The organism is Streptomyces atratus (assembly GCF_040655115.1).
In the GTDB taxonomy this organism is placed as follows: Bacteria; Actinomycetota; Actinomycetes; order Streptomycetales; family Streptomycetaceae; genus Streptomyces; species Streptomyces atratus_D.
Map to the genome: position 1 here is coordinate 16,391 of NZ_JBFAJH010000060.1, position 22,291 is coordinate 38,681.

17 protein-coding genes and 6 pseudogenes are annotated in these 22,291 nt (G+C 70.3%); 13 read left to right on the plus strand and 10 right to left on the minus strand.

The window, feature by feature from the left end; all coding sequences use genetic code 11:
• Positions 1 to 43 precede the first annotated feature (43 nt).
• Positions 44 to 244 (minus strand): annotated as a pseudogene (locus tag AB0I23_RS35915) (ATP-binding cassette domain-containing protein); the annotation flags it as partial.
• A gap of 105 nt (positions 245 to 349) precedes the next feature.
• On the opposite strand from AB0I23_RS35915, the gene AB0I23_RS35920 reads away from it, so the two are divergent.
• Positions 350 to 1,645, plus strand: a complete 1,296-nt coding sequence (locus AB0I23_RS35920) for an alpha/beta fold hydrolase (RefSeq protein ID WP_359116158.1) — start codon at positions 350 to 352, stop codon at positions 1,643 to 1,645.
• A 76-nt stretch (positions 1,646 to 1,721) separates the two neighbouring features.
• On the opposite strand, the gene AB0I23_RS35925 is transcribed toward AB0I23_RS35920, so the two are convergent.
• Complete coding sequence (locus tag AB0I23_RS35925; RefSeq protein WP_359116161.1) at positions 1,722 to 2,294, minus strand: rhodanese-like domain-containing protein; 573 nt, start codon at positions 2,292 to 2,294, stop codon at positions 1,722 to 1,724.
• 77 nt (positions 2,295 to 2,371) lie between these two features.
• Here AB0I23_RS35925 and AB0I23_RS35930 point away from each other — a divergent pair, with 77 nt between their 5' ends.
• The gene (locus tag AB0I23_RS35930) at positions 2,372 to 2,650 is read left to right on the plus strand and encodes a metal-sensitive transcriptional regulator (RefSeq protein WP_266978054.1); all 279 of its coding nucleotides are present in this window, start codon (positions 2,372 to 2,374) and stop codon (positions 2,648 to 2,650) included.
• A 233-nt stretch (positions 2,651 to 2,883) separates the two neighbouring features.
• Here the strand turns inward: AB0I23_RS35930 and AB0I23_RS35935 are convergent.
• Together AB0I23_RS35935 and AB0I23_RS35940 are read right to left on the minus strand one after the other, a co-directional pair.
• A pseudogene (locus AB0I23_RS35935) lies at positions 2,884 to 3,057 on the minus strand (TSUP family transporter); the annotation flags it as partial.
• Positions 2,999 to 3,970 (minus strand): annotated as a pseudogene (locus tag AB0I23_RS35940) (MBL fold metallo-hydrolase); the annotation flags it as partial. The pseudogenes AB0I23_RS35935 and AB0I23_RS35940, both read right to left, overlap by 59 nt.
• Positions 3,971 to 4,144: 174 nt before the next feature.
• Between AB0I23_RS35940 and AB0I23_RS35945 the strand changes: the two are divergent.
• Together AB0I23_RS35945 and AB0I23_RS35950 are read left to right on the plus strand one after the other, a co-directional pair.
• Positions 4,145 to 4,300 (plus strand): hypothetical protein, encoded by a 156-nt coding sequence (locus tag AB0I23_RS35945; protein ID WP_436847050.1) that lies wholly within the window; start codon positions 4,145 to 4,147, stop codon positions 4,298 to 4,300.
• A 68-nt stretch (positions 4,301 to 4,368) separates the two neighbouring features.
• Positions 4,369 to 4,797: a TIGR03668 family PPOX class F420-dependent oxidoreductase gene (locus tag AB0I23_RS35950; protein ID WP_359116164.1), complete on the plus strand. Its 429-nt coding sequence runs from the start codon at positions 4,369 to 4,371 to the stop codon at positions 4,795 to 4,797.
• 288 nt (positions 4,798 to 5,085) lie between these two features.
• Here the strand turns inward: AB0I23_RS35950 and AB0I23_RS35955 are convergent, their stop codons facing one another.
• Positions 5,086 to 5,523 (minus strand): Lrp/AsnC family transcriptional regulator, encoded by a 438-nt coding sequence (locus AB0I23_RS35955; RefSeq protein WP_359116167.1) that lies wholly within the window; start codon positions 5,521 to 5,523, stop codon positions 5,086 to 5,088.
• A 170-nt stretch (positions 5,524 to 5,693) separates the two neighbouring features.
• Here AB0I23_RS35955 and AB0I23_RS35960 point away from each other — a divergent pair, with 170 nt between their 5' ends.
• The 9 genes and pseudogenes from AB0I23_RS35960 to AB0I23_RS36000 all read left to right on the plus strand — a co-directional run.
• The gene (locus tag AB0I23_RS35960) at positions 5,694 to 6,968 is read left to right on the plus strand and encodes an ArgE/DapE family deacylase (RefSeq protein ID WP_359116170.1); all 1,275 of its coding nucleotides are present in this window, start codon (positions 5,694 to 5,696) and stop codon (positions 6,966 to 6,968) included.
• Between the two features lie 291 nt (positions 6,969 to 7,259).
• Positions 7,260 to 9,935, plus strand: a complete 2,676-nt coding sequence (locus AB0I23_RS35965) for a beta-N-acetylglucosaminidase domain-containing protein (RefSeq protein ID WP_359116173.1) — start codon at positions 7,260 to 7,262, stop codon at positions 9,933 to 9,935.
• A 215-nt stretch (positions 9,936 to 10,150) separates the two neighbouring features.
• Complete coding sequence (locus tag AB0I23_RS35970) at positions 10,151 to 11,116, plus strand: NADPH:quinone oxidoreductase family protein (RefSeq protein WP_359116175.1); 966 nt, start codon at positions 10,151 to 10,153, stop codon at positions 11,114 to 11,116.
• On the plus strand, positions 11,113 to 12,300 hold the full coding sequence (locus AB0I23_RS35975) for an acyl-CoA dehydrogenase family protein (RefSeq protein WP_359116178.1): 1,188 nt from the start codon (positions 11,113 to 11,115) through the stop codon (positions 12,298 to 12,300). The genes AB0I23_RS35970 and AB0I23_RS35975 overlap by 4 nt, the downstream gene beginning before the upstream one ends.
• A complete protein-coding gene (locus AB0I23_RS35980) occupies positions 12,297 to 13,412 on the plus strand; it encodes an acyl-CoA dehydrogenase family protein (protein ID WP_359116181.1) in 1,116 nt (371 codons plus the stop codon). Before AB0I23_RS35975 ends, AB0I23_RS35980 begins: the two co-directional genes overlap by 4 nt.
• A gap of 331 nt (positions 13,413 to 13,743) precedes the next feature.
• On the plus strand, positions 13,744 to 14,631 hold the full coding sequence (locus tag AB0I23_RS35985) for a phosphatidylinositol-specific phospholipase C/glycerophosphodiester phosphodiesterase family protein (protein WP_359116184.1): 888 nt from the start codon (positions 13,744 to 13,746) through the stop codon (positions 14,629 to 14,631).
• A gap of 134 nt (positions 14,632 to 14,765) precedes the next feature.
• The gene (locus AB0I23_RS35990) at positions 14,766 to 14,960 is read left to right on the plus strand and encodes a hypothetical protein (RefSeq protein WP_359116186.1); all 195 of its coding nucleotides are present in this window, start codon (positions 14,766 to 14,768) and stop codon (positions 14,958 to 14,960) included.
• Between the two features lie 258 nt (positions 14,961 to 15,218).
• A complete protein-coding gene (locus AB0I23_RS35995) occupies positions 15,219 to 15,971 on the plus strand; it encodes a hypothetical protein (RefSeq protein WP_359116188.1) in 753 nt (250 codons plus the stop codon).
• 236 nt (positions 15,972 to 16,207) lie between these two features.
• Positions 16,208 to 17,086: pseudogene (locus tag AB0I23_RS36000) on the plus strand (Tn3 family transposase); the annotation flags it as partial.
• A gap of 82 nt (positions 17,087 to 17,168) precedes the next feature.
• Here the strand turns inward: AB0I23_RS36000 and AB0I23_RS36005 are convergent.
• From AB0I23_RS36005 to AB0I23_RS36025, 5 genes and pseudogenes are all read right to left on the minus strand, one after another.
• Entirely contained in the window at positions 17,169 to 17,723 is a 555-nt protein-coding gene (locus AB0I23_RS36005; RefSeq protein ID WP_359116190.1) for a DinB family protein, read from the minus strand.
• A gap of 68 nt (positions 17,724 to 17,791) precedes the next feature.
• Complete coding sequence (locus tag AB0I23_RS36010; RefSeq protein ID WP_359116193.1) at positions 17,792 to 18,778, minus strand: tyrosine-type recombinase/integrase; 987 nt, start codon at positions 18,776 to 18,778, stop codon at positions 17,792 to 17,794.
• A gap of 356 nt (positions 18,779 to 19,134) precedes the next feature.
• Positions 19,135 to 19,365, minus strand: a pseudogene (locus AB0I23_RS36015) (GNAT family N-acetyltransferase); the annotation flags it as partial.
• Between the two features lie 432 nt (positions 19,366 to 19,797).
• Positions 19,798 to 21,069 (minus strand): MFS transporter, encoded by a 1,272-nt coding sequence (locus AB0I23_RS36020; protein ID WP_359116195.1) that lies wholly within the window; start codon positions 21,067 to 21,069, stop codon positions 19,798 to 19,800.
• Positions 21,070 to 21,679: 610 nt separating this feature from the next.
• Positions 21,680 to 22,291, minus strand: a pseudogene (locus tag AB0I23_RS36025) (hypothetical protein); the annotation flags it as partial.

Genomic DNA, 22,291 nt, shown 5'->3' on the forward strand with positions numbered 1-22,291 from the left:
GAACACCTGCTTCAAGGCCCAGGTGCTCACCGCGTCCGTCCTCTGCGTCGTCATCGCCGTCCACGAGGACCCGGCCCGAGGTCGGCTCGATCAGCCGGTTCACCATCATCATCGTGGTGGTCCTGCCGCAGCCCGACGGTCCGACGAGGGTGACGAGTTCCCCCTCGGCGACCTCGAAGGACAACCCGTCGACCGCGGTCGTACCGTCCGGACAGACCTTGCCGACCTGCTCGAACCTGATCATGACTGCACGCTAGGAGCCCCCGGGCGCGTCGCACACGGGCCGGGACTGTCCGAGTCACGGGCGTGTGCTGAACTATCCGTGAAACATCTGATTCAGGAGCACCTTTTGACCAGTTACCGGCAGCCCGGCGTCGTTCTCACCGACCGCCGTTTCACCGTCCCGCTCGATCACGCCGACCCGGGTGGCGAGCAGATCGAGATCTTCGGCCGGGAGGCCGTCGCGAGCGGCAAGGCCGACGACGAGCTGCCCTGGCTGGTCTACCTGGAGGGCGGACCCGGCTTCGGCGCCCGTCGTTTCGTCGGTACGGAGACATGGCTCGGGCGGGCGGTGAAGGAGTTCCGGGTGCTGCTCCTCGACCAGCGCGGCACCGGGCTGTCCACGCCGGCCAACCGGCAGACTCTTCCGCTGCGCGGCGGCCCGCGTGAGCAGGCCGACTATCTCGCCCACTTCCGGTCCGACACCATCGTGCGCGACTGCGAGCTGATCCGGCCGCAACTGACCGGCGGCGCCCCGTGGACCGTGCTCGGCCAGTCGTTCGGCGGCTTCTGCGCGGTCCGCTATCTGTCGGCCGCCCCCGAGGGGCTCGAGGCCGTCCTGATCACCGGCGGGCTGCCCTCGCTCGACGCCCACGCCGACGACGTGTACCGGGCCGCGTATCCGCGGATCGAGCGGAAGGTCGCCGCTCACTACGCCCGCTACCCGCAGGACGTCGAGCGCGCCCGCGAGATCGCCGCGTACCTCGTGGAGCACCGCCCGGAGAGCGCGGGACACCGCCTGACGCCCGAGGGTTTCCAGTCCCTCGGCATCATGCTGGGCGGCGGCAACGGCAGCCACCAGCTGCACTACCTGCTGGAGAACGCCTTTGTCCGTACGCCGCTGGGCACCGAGCTCTCCGACACGTTCCAGGAGGCCCTGCGCACCGCCAACTCGTTTGCGGGCCACCCGCTGTACGCCCTGATGCACGAGGCGATCTACGGCCGGGGCAAGGAGCCCACCGGCTGGTCCGCCGAGCGGGTCCGCGCCGAATTCCCGCAGTTCGACGCCGCCACCGCCCTGGCCGGCGACGCGCCCGTGCTCTTCACCGGTGAGAGCATTCACCCCTGGCACTTCGACGTGGACCCGGCGCTGCGCCCGCTGCGCGAGACCGCCGAACTGCTCGCCTCCCGTACCGACTGGCCGGAGCTGTACGACACCGAGCGCCTCGCCGCCAATGCCGTACCGGTGGCCGCGGCCGTCTACCACGACGACATGTACGTCGACACCGAGCACGCGCTGCGCACCGCCGCGTCGATCCGCGGACTGCGCACCTGGGTGACGAACGAGTTCGAGCACGACGGGCTGCGCGCCGGGGGGCCGCGGGTGCTCGACCGGCTGCTCGCCCTTGTCCGGGACGAGCTCTGACCTGCTCGTTCACCGCAGAAGCCGGTCACGGGCGTGGCGTGACCGGCTCCTGCGGTACGGGTATGTCCGGAGCGCTTCAGCTCTGCAGGGCGTCCAGCGTGGCGTCGAAGTCCGCAGCCCAGCGCGGGGCCCGGTTGTGCGGCAGCTTCGACAGGGCGGCGGCCATTCCGCAGGTGTTGGTCACCGCGGAGAAGACCAGACCGGAACCGACGCCGGCCGACAGCCAGCGCGCGGCCGGGAAACGGCGGCCCGCGAGCAGGCCGGCCACCACGAGCGAACCGGCGGCGAACCGGACCTGACGCTCCATCGGCCAGGTGGCCCGGGCGCCGGCGGGACGGTCCAGGCCGTGGCCCTCACCCTCCCACGCGGATGTGCCGCCGGACAGCGTGACGGCGTCGATGTCCGCCGCGGCGAGAATGTCGCAGGCCCGGGTGGAACGCACACCGGACGCGCACACCACGAGCAGGGATCCGCGGGCCGCCGCCGCCTTCAGGGCGGGCAGCGCCTCGTCGAGACGGTCCAGCGGGATGTTCAGCGCGCCGGGCACGTGCCCGGCGGTGTACTCGCCCGGAGCCCGGACGTCGATGACGGTGAACTCCGCGATCCGGGCTGCGGCCTGGGCGGGGGAGAGGGAGGCGGGGCTGGTCACGAGGGATGTTTCCTTTCGTCGCCGGGGGACACCCCGGACGGGTTAGAATACCCCTTGGGGTATCTGGAGGAGGATGTGTGGAAATCGACATGGCGGCCGACGAACTGAAGTCGGTCCTCAACCGCCTTCGCCGCGCTCAGGGTCAGCTTGCCGCGATCATCAGGATGATCGAGGAGGGCCGGGACTGCGAGGACGTCATCACGCAGATGGCGGCCGTATCGCGCGCGCTCGACCGGGCCGGCTTCGCGATCATCGCGACGGGCCTTCAGCACTGCATGGCCGACGACGGCGCAGAACCGGCCGACCGGGACCAGATGCGCGCCCGACTGGAGAAGCTTTTCCTCTCGCTCGCCTGAGAGCCTGTCGGGGTGACCTTCGATCGGAGAGCGGACGCGGCATGGTGCGTGCGATTCCACGGCGCCGGGATGGCCTTGGACGGGGTCTCCCCTGCTCGAACGAAGCTGAGAGCTTGGGGAAGGAGCCACCAGGGCGTTTCGGCAACGCCGGAAGCGTGCGTGCCAGGGCGTGGCCGCCCGATCAGAGGTCACCCGACAGGCTCTGAGCCCGGATCCGGGGTCGGTGCCGTGGCTCAGACCACGGCATCGACCAGCATGGAGAGGGCCACGACGAGCAGCGCAGCGCCGAAGATCCGCTGGAGCGCGGCCGTGGACACCTTGGCGGCCAGCCGCTTTCCGTCCCACGCCCCGAAGATCGCCGCCGCCGTGAACGGGGTGATCACCGGCCAGTCCAGCGAGGTGGGCGTGGTGCACCGGAATGTGCACCGACCCCTATCGCACCGGCGCGGCGTTCGGCGTCCTTGCGGACATCGAGAACCACCGGCCGCTCGCCGCGTTCGGAGCCGCGGCCAGGCTCGCGAAGTCCGACCTGCGGAACGAGCGCAGCTCTTTCGCGGTGCGTACCCAGGACCGCGGGTCACCGGTCGCAGCGGCCACCGGGCGGCCGTTAGCCACCCGGGCCAGCTCGCGCTGGGCATGCGCGACGTCGGCGGCGCTGCTCGCCAGGAGGGTGACGGGCCTGCCCCACGGGATCAGCCAGGCCAGATACGTGGCGAGCTGCCCCTCGCCCTCGAAGGTGAACGAACCGGCGACGTGTCCCTCGGCGAACGCCACCCGGCTGCGCGGATCCACCCCCCTCACCTGCGGCCAGCCGCCGCGCGATCTGCTCGGCGTCGGCCGGGGCGGGCGGGGTCAGATCGACCGGATCGGGACCTGCGGCGTTGGCCGGGCCCATGTGCGCGTAGGAGGCGGGGACGTCGTCCGGTCCGGCGAGCAGCTCGGCGACGAACGTGTCCACATCCTTGACGAGTGCGTCGTTGCGGGCCCGCTCGGCGCCGATCGTCGTGGTGTTCCCGTCGGCCTGCGAGGAGGAACAGGAGCTGCCGAAGCCGTGGGTCGGCAGCACGGGTACGGCGTCGTCGAGCTCGTCGCCGAGCCGGTGCACGGAGGCGTGCTGGGCTCGGGCCGACGCTGCGGTCAGCCAGGGCTCCACCAGGTCGGGCCGGCCCACGCTGCCGATCAGCAGCGAACCGCCGGTGAAGGCGGCCAGCGCCCGGCCGTCCTCCTCCCGTACGTACGAGGTGTGGTGCGGGGTGTGCCCGGGGGTGGCCATCGCGCGCAGCGTCGGCCCGCGTCGACCGGGGCGGTGTCCCCGTCGGCGAATGAAGACACTTATACCCCGGGGGGTATTTGCCCCGGTGTGACGAAGGGAACGACAGGCGGCTGCCGCAGGCCGGCCCGGCGACGGCGCGAGGTCGCCGACGCGTTGGCCACCCCGCGGCGAGGCGCGTACCGCCGATCTACGTCGGTGGCGGCGAGGGCGCGTTCCCGCGGGTGGCGCAGCTCGGAGACGCGTGGCTGGCCAACAGCGTGTCGCCGCAGGAGCTCGGCCCGCAGATCGAGCGGCTGCTGTTCTACGTGCCGACGATGCCTGAACGGGAGACGCTGGAGTACAACCGGTTGGCTGAAGTCGCTGCGCGGTACCGCTGAGACGCGGAAACCACTGTGTCCAGGGATGGGGTACCGATCCGGAATCCGCGACCACCGTAAGAGGTGCGATGCCCACTCTGACGAGCGCTGAGGCACGCGAGCGGTTCGCCGCGGCGCGCATCGCCCACCTCGCGACGACCGACACGGACTCCCGCCCGCACCTGGTGCCGGTGGTGTTCGCCCTGGACGGCGACACGGTGATGCTGGCGGTGGACCACAAACCGAAACGGACGGTGCGGCTGAAACGCCTGGCCAACATCGCCGCCAACCCGTCGGTCTGTCTGCTCACCGACCACTACGAGGAGGACTGGGAACGACTGTGGTGGGTGCGGGCCGACGGTGAGGCCCGCGTGCTCCCCCCACCGGACCGCTTCCCCGACGCGGCCCGCCGCGTCGGCCTGCTCACGGCGAAATACCCGCAGTACGCCGATCGTCCTCCCGGCGGACCGATGGTCGAAGTCTCGGTCCTGCGCTGGAGCGGCTGGCGCGCGTCCTGAGCCGCGCGGCCACAAGGCCGGGCGGTTCTCGTTCAATGTCTTCGGAGGCCGGTGCGGGAGCCGCCGGTGCGAGGCCTGCGGGGCCGCGGAGTGGCAGAGCTCGCCCCGGGGTCGCGGGTGTCGGAGCTGGACCGGCTGCGGCGGGGACCGGTGCGGATCTCCGGGGTCGCGGATGCGGTGCGCGCCGGAGCGGGCCTGGGAAATCGCCGCGCCGGGCATGGGCGATGTGCCGAAGGATCCGTCGCCCTTCCCCGACGGGGACACGGTGGCGGTCCCGGTCGACGGCCGTCACAGATGCGGCCGTTTGATCAGCCGGGACAGCACGATGACGCTCTCCGTGCGCTCGACCGGCCCGGTCGCGCGCACTCGCTGGATGGCCTGCTCCAGATGCGTGGTGCTCTCGGCGAGAACGTGGAGCACGGCGTCCGCGGCACCCGAAACGGTGCATGCCTCGACGACCTCCGGGACGTCCTCCAGGGCCCGGCGCAGCTCCGCGGGCGTGGGGTTGCCCCGGCAGAAGACCTCGACGAAGGCTTCGGTCCGCCACGCGAGCACCTGCGGATCGAGAACGGTCGTGAAGCCGCGGATCGCGCCGGTGGCGACGAGCCGGTCCAGACGTCGTTTGGCTGCCGGCGCCGACAGGTTGGCGGCTCTGCCGATCTCGGCGTACGTGGACCGTGCGTTCTGCTGCACGCAGCGGATGATCGCTTCGTCGATGGGGTCCACGGGCGCCTCCGGAGGATTCGAAACCGATGAGTGCGCAATGATTCACCAGAACGTCTCTGATATTGCAAGTAATCGCTGGTAGACAGCAGCAAATGGAGATTGTTCGCGCCGGAAGTGCGGCCATAGTCTCCGGATCGGCCTGACGTCGATCTGCCAGGAGCAGTACTGCCATGACCGCAACCCTGAGCGATGCTGAAGCAGCCGCGCTGGCCGCAGTGGACGAAGCCGCAGTCGCCCGGACGCTGCTGGAACTGCTCGCCGTGCCGAGCGTGACCGGCAGCGCCGCCGAATCCGAACTGCAGCACCTGCTGGCCCGGCACCTTCAGCGGCTGGATCTCGACGTCGACCTGTGGTCCATGAACCTGCCCGAACTGCGCGCGGACCCCGCCTACCCGGGCGCCGAGGTCCCGCGGGACGAGGCATGGGGGCTGGCGGGCAGCACACCCGACGACAGCGACGGACCGACCCTCGTCCTGCAGGGTCATGTCGACGTCGTACCTCCCGGCGACCGGGCCAGGTGGGCGGGCGACCCGTTCGTACCGCGGGTCGCCGGGGACGTCGTTCACGGTCGTGGTGCCTGCGACATGAAGGCCGGGCTGGCGTCCGTGCTCGCGGCCCTGACCGCCATCCGCACCGCCGGGGTGAGACTGCGAGGCCGTCTCGCGGCCCACTTCGTGGTCAGCGAGGAGGACGGCGGGCTCGGCGCGTTCGGCACGCTCCGGCGCGGCCACACCGCAGACGCCTGCATCATCACCGAACCGACCAGCGGCACGCTGATGACAGCGAACGCAGGAGCCCTGACCTTCCGCATCGAGGTCCCCGGTCAGGCAACCCACGGCAGCACCCGCTACGCAGGGGTCAGCGCCCTCGACGCCTACCTCCCCCTCCACCGCGCACTGTCCTGTCTGGAGGCCGCCCGCAATGCCGACCCCCACCCGCTGATGGCCGCCTACCCCATCCCCTACCCGCTGTCCGTCGGTACGGTCCACGCCGGTGACTGGGCCAGCAGCGTCCCCGACCTTCTCGTGGCCGAGGGACGACTGGGCGTCCGGCTGGACGAGGACCCGGCCGAAGCCCGCACGGAGCTGGAGAACTGCATCGCCGAAGCCTGCGCCGCCGATTCCTGGCTGCGCACCCACCCGGCCACGGTGACCTGGCCGGGTGGCCAGTTCGCCAGCGGCCGGCTGCCGCACGGACACCCCCTGGCGGCGCTGGTCGGTCGCGCCCACGCCGACATCACCGGCGCCAGGCCACCGCGTGAGCAGGGCGCGCCCTACGGCAGCGACCTGCGGCTGTACGGAGCGCAGGGCATCCCCACGCTCCAGTACGGGCCCGGCGAGGTGAGGTGGGCACACGGGCCGCAGGAGCAGGTGCGTGTCGCCGAGATCATCACCGTCACCCGCACGCTGGTCCTGGCCGCACTGCGTACGGTGGGCGCAGAGTGACCCACGGCCTGTGGTGGCGGCAGGAGTCCCCGCGCTCAAGCGCCTGACACGCAACGCTGCCCGCCCAGGCCGACCGACCGTCGGTGCACTCGCGCCGGACGGCGGCGGGGCGGCCGGTCCAGGGGTGGACCAGTGCTCCGTCGTGCCGTATCGATACCGCCTGCCGAGAGACAGAACACCAGGTCCAAGCCTTCGTGTTGTCCAGACCATTGACATGTTGGCGCCATGAGGTTGAATTCGGTCTCGTTGTGTTGCGCGACTCTGGTGACTTGAGTGACCCATGGAGGACATGTGACGCCTCGCCCACCCCGTCTCACCGCGCTCGGCGCGGCCGCGAGTCTGCTCATCGGCGGCCTGCTGACCGCCGCGCCGGCCGCCCAGGCCGCCGACAGCAGCCGGACGGACGCCCTGCGGAACGCCGCGACCGGCCAGAGCACTCCGGCCATCACCCCGACCCCGCAGTCGGTCAGGACCCGGTCCGACCGGGTCACGATCAGCCCCACCGTCACCCTGGTGACGGGCGACACCTCCGACGAGCCCTCCGTGAAGGTCGTCGAAGCCGCGCTGCGCCGCGCCGGTGCGCAGCGGATCGTACGGAGCGACAGACCCGGCGGGAGCGGACTCAACGTCCACGTCGGTGTCTCCGCCGCCCTCGCGGACCAGCACATCGAGGGTCCGGACGCGCTGCCCGCCGACGGATACGTCCTCGGCGTCGGCGCCGACCGCATCGTCCTCGCGGGCAAGGACACCACCGGCACGTACTACGCCGCCCAGACCCTCCGTCAGATCCTGCCCCGGCAGAGCCACCCCGGCGCCGAGGTCGACGGGCTTGTGGTACGCGACTGGCCGGGCACCGCGCTGCGCGGCGTCATCGAAGGCTTCTACGGCACTCCGTGGTCGCACGAGGCCCGCCTCGACCAGCTCGACTACTACGGCGAGCACAAGATGAACATCTATGTGTACTCGCCGAAGGACGACGCGTACCTCCGCGAGAAGTGGCGCGACCAGTACCCCGCGGAGCAGTTGGCGCAGATTAAGGAACTCACCGACCGGGCCGTGCAGCGGCACGTCGAGTTCACCTACGCCCTCTCGCCCGGACTCTCCGTCTGCTACAGCTCCGACGCCGACGCCAAGGCGCTCGTCGACAAGTTCCAGGCGATCTGGGACATCGGCGTGCGCACCTTCGCGGTCCCGCTCGACGACATCAGCTACACCGACTGGAACTGTGCGGCGGACAAGGCGAAATGGGGGACCGGCGGCGGTGCGGCGGGCGCCGCGCAGGCGTATCTCCTGAACAAGGTGAACAAGGAGTTCATCGCCACGCACCCGGGTGCCCAGCCGCTCCAGATGGTGCCCACCGAGTACTACAACGTCTCGGCCACGGCCTACAAGAAGGCGCTCGCCGAGCAGCTCGACCCCGATGTCCTCGTCGAGTGGACAGGCGTCGGCGTCATCGCGCCGACGATGACCGTCGCCCAGGCCAAGGCCGCCCGCACGGTCTTCAACCACCCGATCCTGACCTGGGACAACTACCCGGTCAACGACTATGTCACCAACCGGCTGCTGCTCGGCCCGTTCAACGGCCGGGAGAAGGGGCTGCCGGGCGAGCTGGCCGGGATCACCGCCAACCCGATGATCCAGCCGTACGCCTCCAAGCTCTCGCTCTACACGGTCGCGGACTACTCCTGGAACGACGCCGCCTACGACGAGCGTGCCTCGTGGCTGCGGGGGCTGGGGGAGTATGCGGGCGGCGACGCCCGCACCGAGAAGGCGCTGCGGGCCTTCGCCGACATCAACTACAGCTCGGCCCTGAACAAGCAGGAAGCACCCGACCTGGCCGGCGAGTTCACCCGCTACTGGCAGTCCGGCGACGCGGACCGGCTCACCTCCGTGCTCCGCGACCTGGGCATCGCCCCGGACCGCCTGCGCAGCAGCCTCCCGGACCGCGGCTTCATCGACGACTCGGGCCCCTGGCTGGACGCCACCGAGTCCTGGGTGACCGCGACCCGGACGGCACTGCGCATGGTCGAGGCGGCCCGCGCCGGAAAGGGCGCGCAGGCGTGGGAGCTCCGCCAGCAGCTGCCCGCGCTGGTGGCCGAGGCGAAGTCCTTCACCTACACGGGACTTGACGGCCGCAAGGTGCCGGTCATCGTCGGCAACGGGGTGCTGGACGGATTCGTCGACAGGGCCACCGCCGAGCACGACCGGATCATCGGTGTGAGCGGCAGGCCCACGGCATCGACCAGCCTCGGTACGTACCAGACCAACACCGTAGCCCGGATGCTCGACGGCGACGACTCGACGTACTTCTGGAGCGACGGTGCGCCCGCCGCCGGCGATCAGGTCACCGTCGACCTGGGCCGCGTAAGGGAGATCGGCGGCGTCACCCTGGCCATGGCCAAGCCGGGAAGCACCGGCGACTACCTCCACGACGGGGTGCTGGAGTACTCCGCCGACGGGCAGACCTGGCAGCAGCTCACCGCCTTCTCCGGAAAGCCGGACGTCAGCGCGACCGCCCCCGCCGGGACGAAGGCCCGCTATGTGCGGGCGCGGGCAACCGCGGGTCAGACGTACTGGCTCGTCGTACGCGAGTTCGCCGTCGAGACGGAGGACGGTGCGGTGGCCGGCGGACCGCCCGCCGCCGCCGGATCCGCCCTGCGTTCGGCGGCCGACGGCGACCTCGGCACCGTCTACCGGGCGGCGCGCGCGCCCGAGGCCGGTGAGGCGCTGGAGCTGGGGCTCGGCTCCGCGCGCTCCGTCGGGTCCGTCACCGTCCTGCAGCCGGCCGGGTCGGAGGCTCTCGCCGACATCCAGCTGCGGGGCGCCGACGGGACCTGGCAGACCGTCGGTGCGCTCGACGGCCCCTACACCAGGGTGAATGCGACCGGCCGGACGGCCGACGCGGTACGTCTCGCCTGGCGCGCCGGGTCCGCGGCGCCGCAGATCGCCGAGCTGGTGGTCGGCTGAACCGGCAGGGGCCGTAGGAGCGGACCCTGGCACCGGCCGACGTCGCTCCGAGCGGCAGCGCCCGGCATCCCTGGAACCTCTCGGGGCGTGCCGGGCGCGCAGTCATGTCCCGGCCCGGCCGAATCGGTCCGGGGCACGTTGTTCCCAGAGAGGCAAGCGACCGCTTAGTATGCGGCGGAGCAGTGGTAATGCCGACAGTGTTGTGGAGGCCCCTCATGCAGGCATGGCGAGTGCACCGGAACGGCGAGCCGAACGAGGTGATGCGGCTCGAAGAGACGGACCGGCCCACGCCAGGCGACGGGCAGGTGCTCCTCAAGGTGCTCGCGGCGAACATCAATTTCCCCGACGCGCTGCTCTGCCGCGGCCAGTACCAGGTACGGCCGCCGCTGCCGTTCACCCCGGGCGTGGAGATCTGCGGTGAGACGCCGGACGGGCGCCGGGTGCTCGCCACTCCCGCCCTGCCGAACGGCGGATTCGCCGAGTACGTCGTCGCGGACGAGGCGGCGCTCCTGCCGGCCCCGGACGCCCTGGACGACGCAGAGGCGGCCGCCTTGCACATCGGCTATCAGACAGGCTGGTTCGGGCTGCACCGCAGGGCGCGCCTGCAGGCGGGCGAGACCCTTCTCGTGCACGCCGCGGCGGGCGGAGTCGGCAGCGCGGCCGTCCAGCTCGGCAAGGCTGCCGGGGCCGAGGTCATCGGTGTCGTAGGCGGCCCCGAGAAGGCCAAGACCGCCCATGAGCTCGGCTGTGACCTGGTCATCGACCGCCGGACCGAGGACATCGTCGCAGCGGTCAAGGAGTTCACCGGCGGACGGGGGGCCGATGTCGTCTACGACCCGGTCGGCGGCGACGCGTACGCCAAGTCCGTCAAGTGCATCGCCTTCGAGGGCCGGGTGATCGTCGTCGGATTCGCGAGCGGCGCCATCCCCACCCCGGCGCTCAACCACGCCCTCGTCAAGAACTACTCGATCGTCGGGCTCCACTGGGGCCTGTACAACACCAAGGACCCGGCCGCGGTCCGCGCCTGCCACGAGGAGCTCACCGCGCTCGCGGCGCGGGGCGTCATCAAGCCGCTGATCAGCGAGCGTGTCGCACTCGACGGGGCGGCTGCCGCCGTCCAGCGTGTGGCCGACGGCACGAGCACCGGCCGGATCGTCGTCCTTCCGGGAGGTGCCCGATGACGACTGCCGACGCGGCCGAACTCCGCCGCCTCACACGCGAACTGCTCGCCGCCCACCCCCCGGCCACCACCGACCGGACCGACTTCCTGAAGGCCCGCTTCGACGCCGGACTCGCCTGGGTCCACTACCCGGCCGGGCTCGGCGGACTCGACGCGCCGCGCTCGCTGCAGCCCGCCGTCGACGCCGAGCTCGCCGCCGCGGGAGCCCCCGACAACGACCCGCGCCGCATCGGCATCGGCCTCGGCATGACGGCCCCCACCATCCTGGGTTTCGGCACCGACGAGCAGAAGGAGCGCTTCCTGCGGCCCCTGTGGGTCGGCGAGGAGGTGTGGTGCCAGCTCTTCAGTGAGCCGGGCGCCGGGTCCGACCTGGCGGCGCTCGGCACCCGCGCCGTCCGGGACGGCGAGGACTGGGTGGTCGACGGTCAGAAGGTCTGGACGTCCAGCGCCCATGTGGCCCGCTGGGCGATCCTCATCGCCCGCACGGACCCGGACCTGCCCAAGCACCGTGGTATCAGCTACTTCATCTGCGACATGACCGACCCGGGCGTCGAGGTGCGGCCGCTGCGCCAGATCACCGGCGAGGCCGAGTTCAACGAGGTCTTCCTCACCGGCGTACGCATCCCCGACAGCAGGCGGCTCGGACCGGTCGGCGACGGCTGGAAGGTCGCCCGGACCACCCTGATGAACGAGCGCGTCTCGATCGGCGGATCCCGCATCCCGCGCGAGGGCGGCATGATCGGTCCCGTCGCCAGGACCTGGCGCGAACGGCCCGAACTGCGCACCCACGATCTCCACCAGCGCCTGCTCAACCTCTGGGTCGAGGCCGAGGTCGCCCGTCTCGCCGGTGAGCGGCTGCGTCAGCAGCTCGTCGCCGGACAGCCGGGCCCCGAGGGCTCCGGCATGAAGCTCGCCTTCGCCCGTCTCAACCAGGAGATCAGCGGCTTGGAGGTCGAACTCCGCGGCGAGGAGGGGCTGTTGTACGACGACTGGACCATGCGCCGCCCCGATCTTGTCGACTTCACCGGACGCGATGCGGGCTACCGCTATCTGCGGTCCAAAGGCAACTCGATCGAGGGCGGTACGAGCGAGGTACTGCTGAACATCGTCGCCGAACGCGTCCTCGGACTGCCCGCCGAGCCGCGCAACGACAAGGACGCCGCCTGGAAGGACCTGTCCCGATGACAGCACAGACCAAAGAGACCGTGGCGCCCGACCTGCTGTACTCGACGGCCGAGGATGATCTGCGGGCCGCCGTACGGTCGTTGCTCGCCGACCGGGCCGACGCGCCGGCGGTGATTGCCCGAATCGAGTCCGACACGCCGTACGACCCGCAGCTGTGGAAGGCCCTCGGCGCGGACATCGGCGCCGCGGGGCTGCTCGTGCCGGAGAAGCTCGGCGGCCAGGGCGCAAGCCATCGCGAGGCTGCGGTGGTCCTGGAGGAGCTGGGCCGCAGCGTCGCCCCCGCCCCGTATCTGACCAGCGCGGTCGTCGCCACCGAGACGCTCCTCGCACTGGGGACGGAGGACGGACCGGTCGGTGAACTCCTCGGTGAGCTGGCGGCGGGCCGCAAGGTCTCGGTCCTCGCCGTGCCGTTTCCCGCGGCGGTCGGGACCGTGACGGTGACCGGCACCCTGGACGGGACCGTCACCGCGGTCGCCGACGCGGTCGCCGCCGATCTGCTGCTCGTACCGACCGCCGACGGCCTGTACGCGGTCGAGGCCGGTGCCGCGGGCGTCACCGTCGAGCCGCTCGTCGCGCTCGATCCGACCCGCCCGCTCGCCACCGTCACCCTCACCGCAGCCACCGGTACCCGCCTCACGGACGCGGAGGCCGCGCGCCCCGCCGTACGCCGCGGGCTGCTCGCCGGTGCCGGGCTGCTCGCCTCCGAGCAGCTCGGTCTCGCCGAATGGTGCCTGACCGAGACGGTCCGGTACACCCGCGAACGGCACCAGTTCAACCGGCCCGTCGGCTCGTTCCAGGCGCTCAAACACCGGATGGCGCAGCTCTGGCTCCAGGTCGTCTCGGCCCGTGCGGCCGCGCGCAACGCCGCGGACGCCCTCGCGACGGGCAGCCCCGACACGCCGCTCGCGGTGGCCGTGGCGCAGGCGTACTGCTCCGGGGTCGCGGTCCGCGCGGCGGAGGAGTGCATCCAGTTGCACGGAGGCATCGGCATGACGTGGGAGCACCCCGCGCATCTGTATCTGAAGCGGGCCAAGGCCGACTCGATCGCGTACGGCACGGCGGGCCGCCACCGCGAGGCCATCGCCGAGCTGATGGAGCTGCCGGCACCGTAGGGCAACTGCGTCGGGAACAAAGGGACGTGGGGCGGAGGTGCGTGACAGGCGCCTCCGCCCCTCCGTCGTTCCCGGTGGGCGGTTCGAGGTCATCCCTCCCGGTGTCGGCACCGGGGTGCAGCTGAACCTGTCGGTTCCCACGGCGGCGCCAACCAGAACCGCGGCGGCGCCAACCCGCGCCGGACGCAACCGGCCCGACCGGGGAACCCCAGTCGACGAGGGGACGACGCCCGGATCAAATCTTGGCAGGGACCTGCCCGACGGAGCTGCTCCGGACCCATACTCGGGCAGGTCCGCCCGTCCGGTCCACACCCTGATCCCGGGAGAATCCATGGCATTCCCGACCCGCCGCCGCGTCGTCACCACCGCTCTTGCCACGGTCGCCGCAGGCGCAGTCTTACCCCTCCAGCCGGCTGCGGCCGCGGAGCCCGCCGCAGTTGCCCGCCACCACCGTCCCCTCCGGCAGGCCCACGCGCACAACGACTACCTGCATACGCATCCCCTCCACGACGCGCTCTCCCACGGGTTCACCAGCGTCGAAGCGGACATCTTCCTTGTGGACGGGGATCTGCTCGTCGCCCATGAGGCCACCGATCTCGACCCCACCCGCACCCTTGCGTCGCTCTACCTCGACCCGCTGCTGGCCAGGGTCACGGCCAACCACGGCGCCGTGTACCCGGGTCACCGCGAACCCGTACAGCTGCTCATCGACATCAAGACGGACGGGGCCGCCGCCTACCTCGAACTCGACCGACAGCTTCAGCGATACCGCCGGATGCTGACCTCGTACCACGACGGCCGGGTCCGCGCAGGCGCGGTCACCCCTGTCGTCTCGGGCGACCGGGCCGCCCGCGTCCCCATGGAGGTGCAGCGGACCCGCCTGGCCTTCTACGACGGCCGGCTCGACGACCTGGGCACCGCGGCAATCGCCTCGTTCATCCCGCTCATCAGCAGCAACTGGACCCAGAGCTTCAGCTGGCTGGGCGCGGGCCCCTTCCCCGCCGCCGAACGCGACAGACTCCGCGCTCTCGTCACCGCCGCCCACCGCGAGGGCCGGCGTATGCGCTTCTGGGCCACGCCCGATGTGGCCGGCCCCGAACGCGACGCCGTCTGGACCGAGCTGCTGGCGGCCGGGGTCGACCACCTCAACACGGACGACCTGGCCGGGTTGGAGCTCTTCCTCCGCGCGATGGACAGGGGCGCCCGGGGTGGTGCCTGACGGGCTGTACGGCCCGGGACGGTGACAGCCAGTCAACACCCGGATGGCGGACATGCCAGTCCGCCGGATGGCCCCTCCGCTACGCCACACTGGCGGCCGAATGCCGCATTCCGGCGCGGCGGAGGAGGTTGGCCATGGCCATTTCGATCTCACTGGTGCTGCTTCTGCTGCTCCTTGCGGTGCTTTTTCTCCGCAACGGCGGACTGAAACCCTCGCATGCGATCGTCTGCGCGATGCTCGGATTCTTCCTTGCGGGTACGAGCATGGCACCGACGATCCAGGAGGGACTGACGGCCACAGCGAACGTCGTCAGCGGGCTCCAGCCCTGACGCGCTCCCGCCCGCCTGCGTCACGTTCCCATTTCACCAGGTGCGGACAGAAGCGGGCTCGAGCATGTCGGATCCAGGGCTGTACCGAAAGGAAAGGATGATCATCCTGGACAGTGAAGCGCACGAACCGATCAACCGGGGACGGTAGCCGCCGGGCGTGAAACGGTCTGAGGCGATGTCAGTCCGACGGGTCCCGGCGCCGACCCCCGTACAGGAGCGCCGAGATCCTGTACTGCCCAGGGCCTGGAGATCGCCACCGTGTCCTTCCCTCCCCTCGGCCCCCCATCGGCCGCCGCCCACCACGAGCACTGCAACGCGGGCCGTTGCTGCCGTTGCCAACAACGGCCCTGGACCACCCGATGGGGCGATGAACGGCTCTGCGGGCTGTGCGCCGCCTGCTGCCGTGAATGCGGCCGTGCCCCCGCACCGCACCTGGACGGGCTCGACGACGGGCTCTGCACCGACTGCCGCGGGCTGTGCGGTGCCTGCCACCACCCGCCGCCGCCCGAAGGTGCCTGCCCGTGCCGGAACTGGCGGGCGCGGGCAGGCATCGACCCGGTCGGATATGTTCTCCAGGCCTTTCCGCACCAGCTGACGCAGGCGTTCGGCCGCCGCCTTCCGGCGGAGCTGCGCGACCTGGTCCATCAGCAGCTGGGTCACCGGACCCCCGACCAGCTCCTGGACCGGGTGGAACGCCGATGGAACGTCCGCTGGGCCCATGCCCTCCACGAGAAGGACGAGGACGGCCGGCGCCGCTGGACCCCTCAGGAGATCGCCGAGCAGCTGATCCGCCCGGGGGCCTGCTCGCACCCGCAGTGCGAGGACGGCTTTCTCCTCACCACCGATACGGCGTGTACGTACTGCCGGCGGCCGACGCACCGTTTCGTCCCGTCCGCAGCCGACCGCACCGCGACCACGGAGCACGCGCGGGCCACCGCCGCCGACATCAGACGCACACTGCTGCAGAACCGGGCCCGCACTCGGCGGCCCGGCCACCTTGCGGATCCGTGAAGTCGTCATGAAACACGGTGCACTTCGTCCCTACCGGCGAACGCCGCCGGCGCAGGCTCAGAGCCTGTCGGGTGACCTCTGATCGGGCGGCCACGCCCTGGCACGCGGTCGTGTCCCGCCTCGTGGTGTAGGCGACCTTTGCCCGACGCAGGCTGGTAAGCCGCGCGTCGGCCACTACCCGGAGGCATAGCTCCCGCGGCGCACCGAGCTGACGTGCCGTCAGCGTCACCGGCGGGCCGAAGTACTTCGGGCGCCGGGGCGGCGCCACCTGGCTCAACATGATCAACGATCAGGCGGCGGGGCTGGGTGGGAAGGTGGTGGCCGGCACCCCACGCGACTCGCTGTACGTGCTGGACGTCCTCTACGACCGCGACGGTGGCAGGCGCCCCGAAATGATCGTCACGGACACCGCTTCTTACAGCGACATCGTCTTCGGCCTGCTTACGCTGGCCGGGTTCGCGTACGCGCCGCAGCTCGCCGACCTGCCGGATCAGAAGATGTGGCGCATCGACCGCACCGCGAACTACGGCGCCTTTCAGGACGCCGCCCGCGGGCGGATCGACCTCGCCCGGATCGAGCGGCACTGGGAGGACATCCTGCGGATCATCGGCTCCATCCACACCGGAGCCGTCCGCGCCTACGACGTCATCCGCATGCTCTCGCGTGACGGCCGCCCCACCCCGCTCGGCGACGCGATCGCCCACTACGGGCGGATCGCGAAGACCCTGCACATCCTGCGCCTGGCCGACGAGCCCGGCTACCAGCGGCAGATCAAGAGCCAGGCCAACCTCCAAGAAGGCCGCCACGCGTTGGCCCGGAAGATCTTCCACGGCCGGGCCGGGCAGCTCTACCAGCGCTACCGGGACGGCATGGAAGACCAGATCGGCGCACTCGGCCTGGTCCTCAACGCCCTCGTGCTGTTCACGACGCGCTACACCGACGCCGCGGTGAACCAGCTGCGCGCGGACGGCTTCGACGTCCGTGACGAGGACGTGGCCCGCCTCTCGCCGTTCGTGCGGCACCACATCAACATGCTGGGCCGCTACTCCTTCCGGCTGCCCGGTCTGCCCGGCGGTATGAGGCCCCTGCGTGACCCAGACGCGGCCGATGAGTAGACCGGGAGGAAGGAGATAGCCGCCGACCCCGGCCGTTGTCTGGCGGCACACGGCCGCCGGACAAGGTCGCCCACCGCCGAAATCAGACGCGTTCGCGTAGGTACAGGTCGCGCAGCAGGCCGATCTCGCCGCCGTGATGCGCGACCTCGACCAGAGCGTGCAGCGCGAGCTTCAGATAGGTCTCATCGGCCCAACCGCCGGGGCCCAGGCCCATCGGCGCCAACAGGCGCTTGTCGCCGAGGGCTGCGATACGGGAGATGAAGTGCTCCCAGTCCTCGGCGAGCGCCTGGACGCCCTCTTTCGCGGTGCCCGGCCACTCGTGGCGGTCGCCGAACTCGGGGACGTCCTCGAAGAAGTGGATCACATAGCCGCGCAGGCAGAGGCTGCCGATGTGCCAGATGCGCCAGGCGATCGTCGTGAGGGGGTCCGGCGCCTCCGGACTCGATTCCGGAAATAGCGTGGCGACGCGGAAGACGCCGTCGTCGCCGGGGCGGATGCTGATGCAGTCGCTGACCGGCTCCCAGTGGTACTCGGCGTCGGTCAGGTCCTCCAGGCGCTCGAACAGCCGGGATCGCGCGCGTTCGAAGATCGCGAGAATGTCCCGCGTGACGGGGTCGGGCACGATCATGTCAGCCATGTCAACTCCAGGGCTCGGTGGTTTCGGGTCGGTCGGGATGATCAGGATCGACGGGTCGGCCGACTCGGTCACGTGCCGCCGCCTCGGCGTGTGTCGCCGGGTGCGAGCAGGCTGGTGAGTTCGGCGATGCCGTCCGGCGACGGCTTGACGTAGCGGCGCAGGTTCTCCGGCTTGCGGTGCCGGGACTTGGCCATCAGCATCAGCAGCGACGCGCCAGCCTCGCCCAGGTGCGTCAGCGCGGAGTGGCGGTATTCGTGCAGGTCCCAGCCCGTCCCCGGGCCCTGTGTGGCGGTGGGGATGTCCAGCAGGGCGCGGGCCTGGCCGTAGGACAGGCGCGCCGCCCCGGTGTCTGGGCACACGTCCCGAGGGCCAATGATCTTCCCCGGCCCCGCACGGCGGGCGGTGACGAACACCGGACCGCGGGTGCGGCCCTTGAGCAGCCGGGGCAGCAGCCGGGCGGTGCCGGCATCCCAGTACACCGGCTCCAGCACGTAGTCCCCACGCGACTGGCCCCGGCGGCGGGCCTTGGTCCGGGCGCCCTTGGCCTTGACCAGGCAACGGCGCCCGGCGAAGTCCAGCTCCTCGATGTTGACGCCCAGGATCTCCTCGGACTGCCCGGCGGTCTCGTAGAGCATCCGCCACAGCGCCTTCTCCCGCAGGTGCACCTCGCGCCGCGCGATCAGCCGGTCGACCGCCATCTTCGAGCGGGCCGGGGTCTCGGAGTCCGGCACCGCCAGCCGCTTCGCCCAGGCCGGGACCATCGGTCCCTCGTAGCCGCGCTCACGGCACCAGCCGAGCCAGGACAGCACCCCCGCCCGGCGGGAGTTCCAGGTGTTGACCGCCGCGGTGCCCCAGAGCAGTTCCAGGGCCTCGCCGATCTCGTCGTCCGCGACCGACGCCAGCGGCCGGGCCTCGCCGAGCCGTTCAGCGGTCTTGCCCACCCCGATCCCGTAGTTGCGGACCGTGTTCGGGTTGCCGAGCGAGTCGAGAAACACGTCCGCCGCCGCGCGGACCGTCAACGCCTTCCCGGCCGGCAGTTGTACGACGGTGGGCACCGCTTCCCCCTTGCCACAGATAACAGGGCCGCTTCACGTAGCGGCCGGAGAACGTCACCGCAGGTGACGGATCAAGCTACCGCAGATATTGGGGCGTTATCTGTGGGATGACTTCAAGATCGCCCCGCGCCCGAAGTCCCGTCAGGCGCCCACCAGGGCCGACAGATGCTTAGCGCCGGTTTTCGTTCCGATGTTCCTCAACCCCCGAGAGCGCCGTGAGTTCATGCAAACTGAAGGGATCTCGGTGGGAACTCAAGGGTCCGTCGTCGTGCTCCACTGAACTGGTTCCGTGAGTTCGGCTCCAACTCGCGACCATGCCGTTCCTGGTTCCATGGACGGCCCGGCCGGTGAGCGGGCTAGCCAACAGGGCGGCGGTAGCGCAACTTGTTGAGGGAGGCCCCACCGGTGGTGTCCTCCACGGCTGCGCCGTCTGCGCGCCAGCCGGCGGCTTCGTAGAAGCGCCGGGCGCGTTCATTATCTTTGAGGACCCACAAGGTGGCTTGCGTGTAGTCGGACTGTCCGAGAGTTGTCAACGTGGCCAGCATCAGATGCTTCCCGACCCCAGTGCCCCAGACCTCGGGCATCGCGTAAAGCGTGCCTGGCTGTGACGTTGTTCAGCGGCTCCACCATGACGGCTTTGCGCGGCCCCACTTTGTGAAGCTTCGGTGCATGTCGGACGTCGCGAAGCGGCCCCGGGTGACGGCTTGAAGCGGGACCACGCGGGATCTGGTTGTCGCCGCGCGGGAGCGTCGGCATGATGGGCGGCATGCCGCCCATCGATGCTGAGGAACTCCTCGATGACGACGCGGTGTGTGCCCCGGTCGTCGACGAGGCGACCGGTGAGGTGTGGGTGCCGGCCGAGCGGTGCGCGACGTGCATCTTCCGGCCAGGCAACCCGTTCCGTGCCACGATTCCCGGGTCGGTCCGCGACATGATCGCCGATGCCGTGCAGGCGGAGGGGCATGTGACGTGTCACTCGACCCTGCCATCGGGCAGGGCGTTGTTCGAGATGGTCTGTTTCAGGATGCCTTTTGGTCGGCGGGCTTCTCGATCTCGGTGGTCACCCGTGCCCCTCGGAAGAGCACCGAGAGCCACAGGAGACATGCCAGCAGGGGGACCGCGGCGTAGGTGGCCATGCCCACACTGGAGCCCAGCCCGTCCATGAGCGCGCCGAGGACGAGATAGCCGATGCCGATGAGCGCCGACTCCACGAATGCGATCATCGACAGCAGGCTCGCCCGGTGGCGTGACGGCACGGCCTCGTTGAACACGTTGTCCACGATCACGGCGGTGATCTCGGGAATCCCGACCAGGGCCAGGAACGCGGCGATGGTGACCCAGACAAGGCCGAGGCCGCTCAGGCCGAGTGCCGCGGCGAGCGTCAGGAGAGACACCGGGACTATGACCCGATACCCGATGCGCCGGTCCGCGCGGTCCGACAGCAGCGGAGTGAGCCCGCCAGCGAAGAATCCCGCCGATATGACCACGCTGACCAATGCGGTGCCCGCTCCCTGATCGGAGAGGGTCTTCTGCGTAAAAATGATGTACGGCGTCAAAGTTGCATGCAGCAATCCGGACACCACGACAAGCGTCACGAGCGCCGGCGTGGCGACCCGAAGCATCGCCCGCCATGCTGTGGCGTCGCCGTGCTCCTCCTCGGCTCCGTCCTGCTCGTCCACCGCGTCCGCGCCGCGGATCTCGGGCACCCGTGACATCAGCACCACCACGGCCAGGACGAGGCACGCCGCCGAACCGACGTAGACGACTCCCCAGGAAATCTGCTGCAGTTGGCCGCCGAGGACGATGGCGGCTCCCGAGGTGACCGTCCCGAGCATGGTGAACCGGGACTTGATCTTGACGTAGCTGGCCGTTGCACCACGACGCACGAGCAGGTCGTACAGCAGGGCGGTGTCCGAACCGGACACACATGCCATGCCCACGCCCTGCCCGATGAACAGCGCCAGGAACACCCAGTAGTTGGAGAACGCCACCTGACCGAGCAGACATCCAGCTATCAGCATCTGGCCGATCATGATGCTGGCACGCCTGCCGATTCGGTCGGCGATGACTCCCGTCGGCAACTCCGCAAGTCCGCTGACCAGGTAGAGCAGTGTCTGCAGTAGGGCCACTTGCTCGGCGGAGAAGCCTCGCTGCTGAAGGAAGAGGACGAATACGCCGCGCTGGAACAGCGTGTTGGTGAGCACGGCGTATACGTAGAACGGGCGCGTGACACTTCGTGCTGCATTGTCGACTGCAGCCGACCCGCTAAGGGCCTCCGTGGTGCCGGTCACGCTGCGGGCTCCCTGGTGACTCCGGTGATCATTAGTGTTGGGCCTCCGCCGCCGACCGGAGTCTCCAGTCCATACTCCGCGCAGGATATTGGGCCGGCCGTCCGGCAACCGTTGCCAGCGCCGCGGCCATCTTCGGTGGAGGTGTCAAATGCTGGAAACAGCAGCGTGCATCTTCTGGAAACGGTTGCGTACATCTTGGAGCCAGCGTGGGCGTGAAGTCAGGGAAATCCCAGACCTCGTCACTTGGTTCCTGGGAGGACGGCCGCGGACGGCGACTACGTCCTGCAATGGTACGGGAGCCTGGTCGGCTGGCACGCGACTTTTATGACCGCCTGGAACGCCTCGCGTACCAGTCGGCGATGCACGCCGTACTTCCTGGACAGGGCCCGGATTGACATCTGCTGCTGCCAGCTGTCGCGCCGGATCCGGTCGAATAACTCCTGCTTGGACAACGACATCCACAGCACCGCCCCCGCTGGAGACCACGGGAAACGTCTCACTGCAAGAGCTGAGATGGGGCCACTTCGCGCCGTCACCACCACTCAATGCGTCGCGCTACCCACCCCGGTGGGGCCGCGCGAAGCCGTCATGGTGGAGCCGCTGAACAACGTCACAGCCACGTGCCGATTTCCGCGACGGCAGGGGTTTCCTGAGACGGGCCGAAACCTGCAAATCCGACGATCCCCGCCTCGGTTTCGGCAACCAGCACTCCCGACGATGGCCATCGGGTCTCCGCGATGCGTGTCTTCCACTCGGACTCTTCGCGGCTTGGGTCCATGGCGTCGAGGTAGTGCTGGGGAACAAGACCGGCAAAGGCCGTCTGCCAGGAGCGCACGGCCGCCGCGACGGCCCGGTCGACCTGCGTGGGGACGAGCGGCTGCAGCACGCCGTACTGGTACTGACCGACCTTGATCCGGCTGGTCGGGTTGCGGGAGATCAGCCCGTTCCGCTTGGCCCAGCCGAACAGCGAACGCAGGGCGACGAGTTGGTCGTGTCGCTGGTGGCCATGCAGTGTCTTGACGTAGGCGAGGACATCGTCGCGGGTCACTTCCCGCAGGTGGTCGTAGCGGTTCGACCATTCCAGTAGGGCCGGGCGGACACGGTTGAGGTAGAGCCAGACCGTGCCTCGGTGCCTGTCAATTCCGGTGAGACACGTCAGGCTGCGGGTTCTTCCTGATGCTCCTCCTTGGCGGGTTGGTTGATCCAGGCCGCCTTCGGGAGG

Bases quoted from the DNA above. Each gene is read 5' to 3' on its own strand.
- AB0I23_RS35950 (WP_359116164.1), top strand. From the start codon at position 4,369: ATGCCCACTCTGACGAGCGCTGAGGCACGCGAGCGGTTCGCCGCGGCG.
- AB0I23_RS35960 (WP_359116170.1), top strand. From the start codon at position 5,694: ATGACCGCAACCCTGAGCGATGCTGAAGCAGCCGCGCTGGCCGCAGTG.
- AB0I23_RS35970 (WP_359116175.1), top strand. From the start codon at position 10,151: ATGCAGGCATGGCGAGTGCACCGGAACGGCGAGCCGAACGAGGTGATG.
- AB0I23_RS35975 (WP_359116178.1), top strand. From the start codon at position 11,113: ATGACGACTGCCGACGCGGCCGAACTCCGCCGCCTCACACGCGAACTG.
- AB0I23_RS35980 (WP_359116181.1), top strand. From the start codon at position 12,297: ATGACAGCACAGACCAAAGAGACCGTGGCGCCCGACCTGCTGTACTCG.
- AB0I23_RS35985 (WP_359116184.1), top strand. From the start codon at position 13,744: ATGGCATTCCCGACCCGCCGCCGCGTCGTCACCACCGCTCTTGCCACG.
- AB0I23_RS35990 (WP_359116186.1), top strand. From the start codon at position 14,766: ATGGCCATTTCGATCTCACTGGTGCTGCTTCTGCTGCTCCTTGCGGTG.
- AB0I23_RS36005 (WP_359116190.1), bottom strand. From the start codon at position 17,723: ATGGCTGACATGATCGTGCCCGACCCCGTCACGCGGGACATTCTCGCG.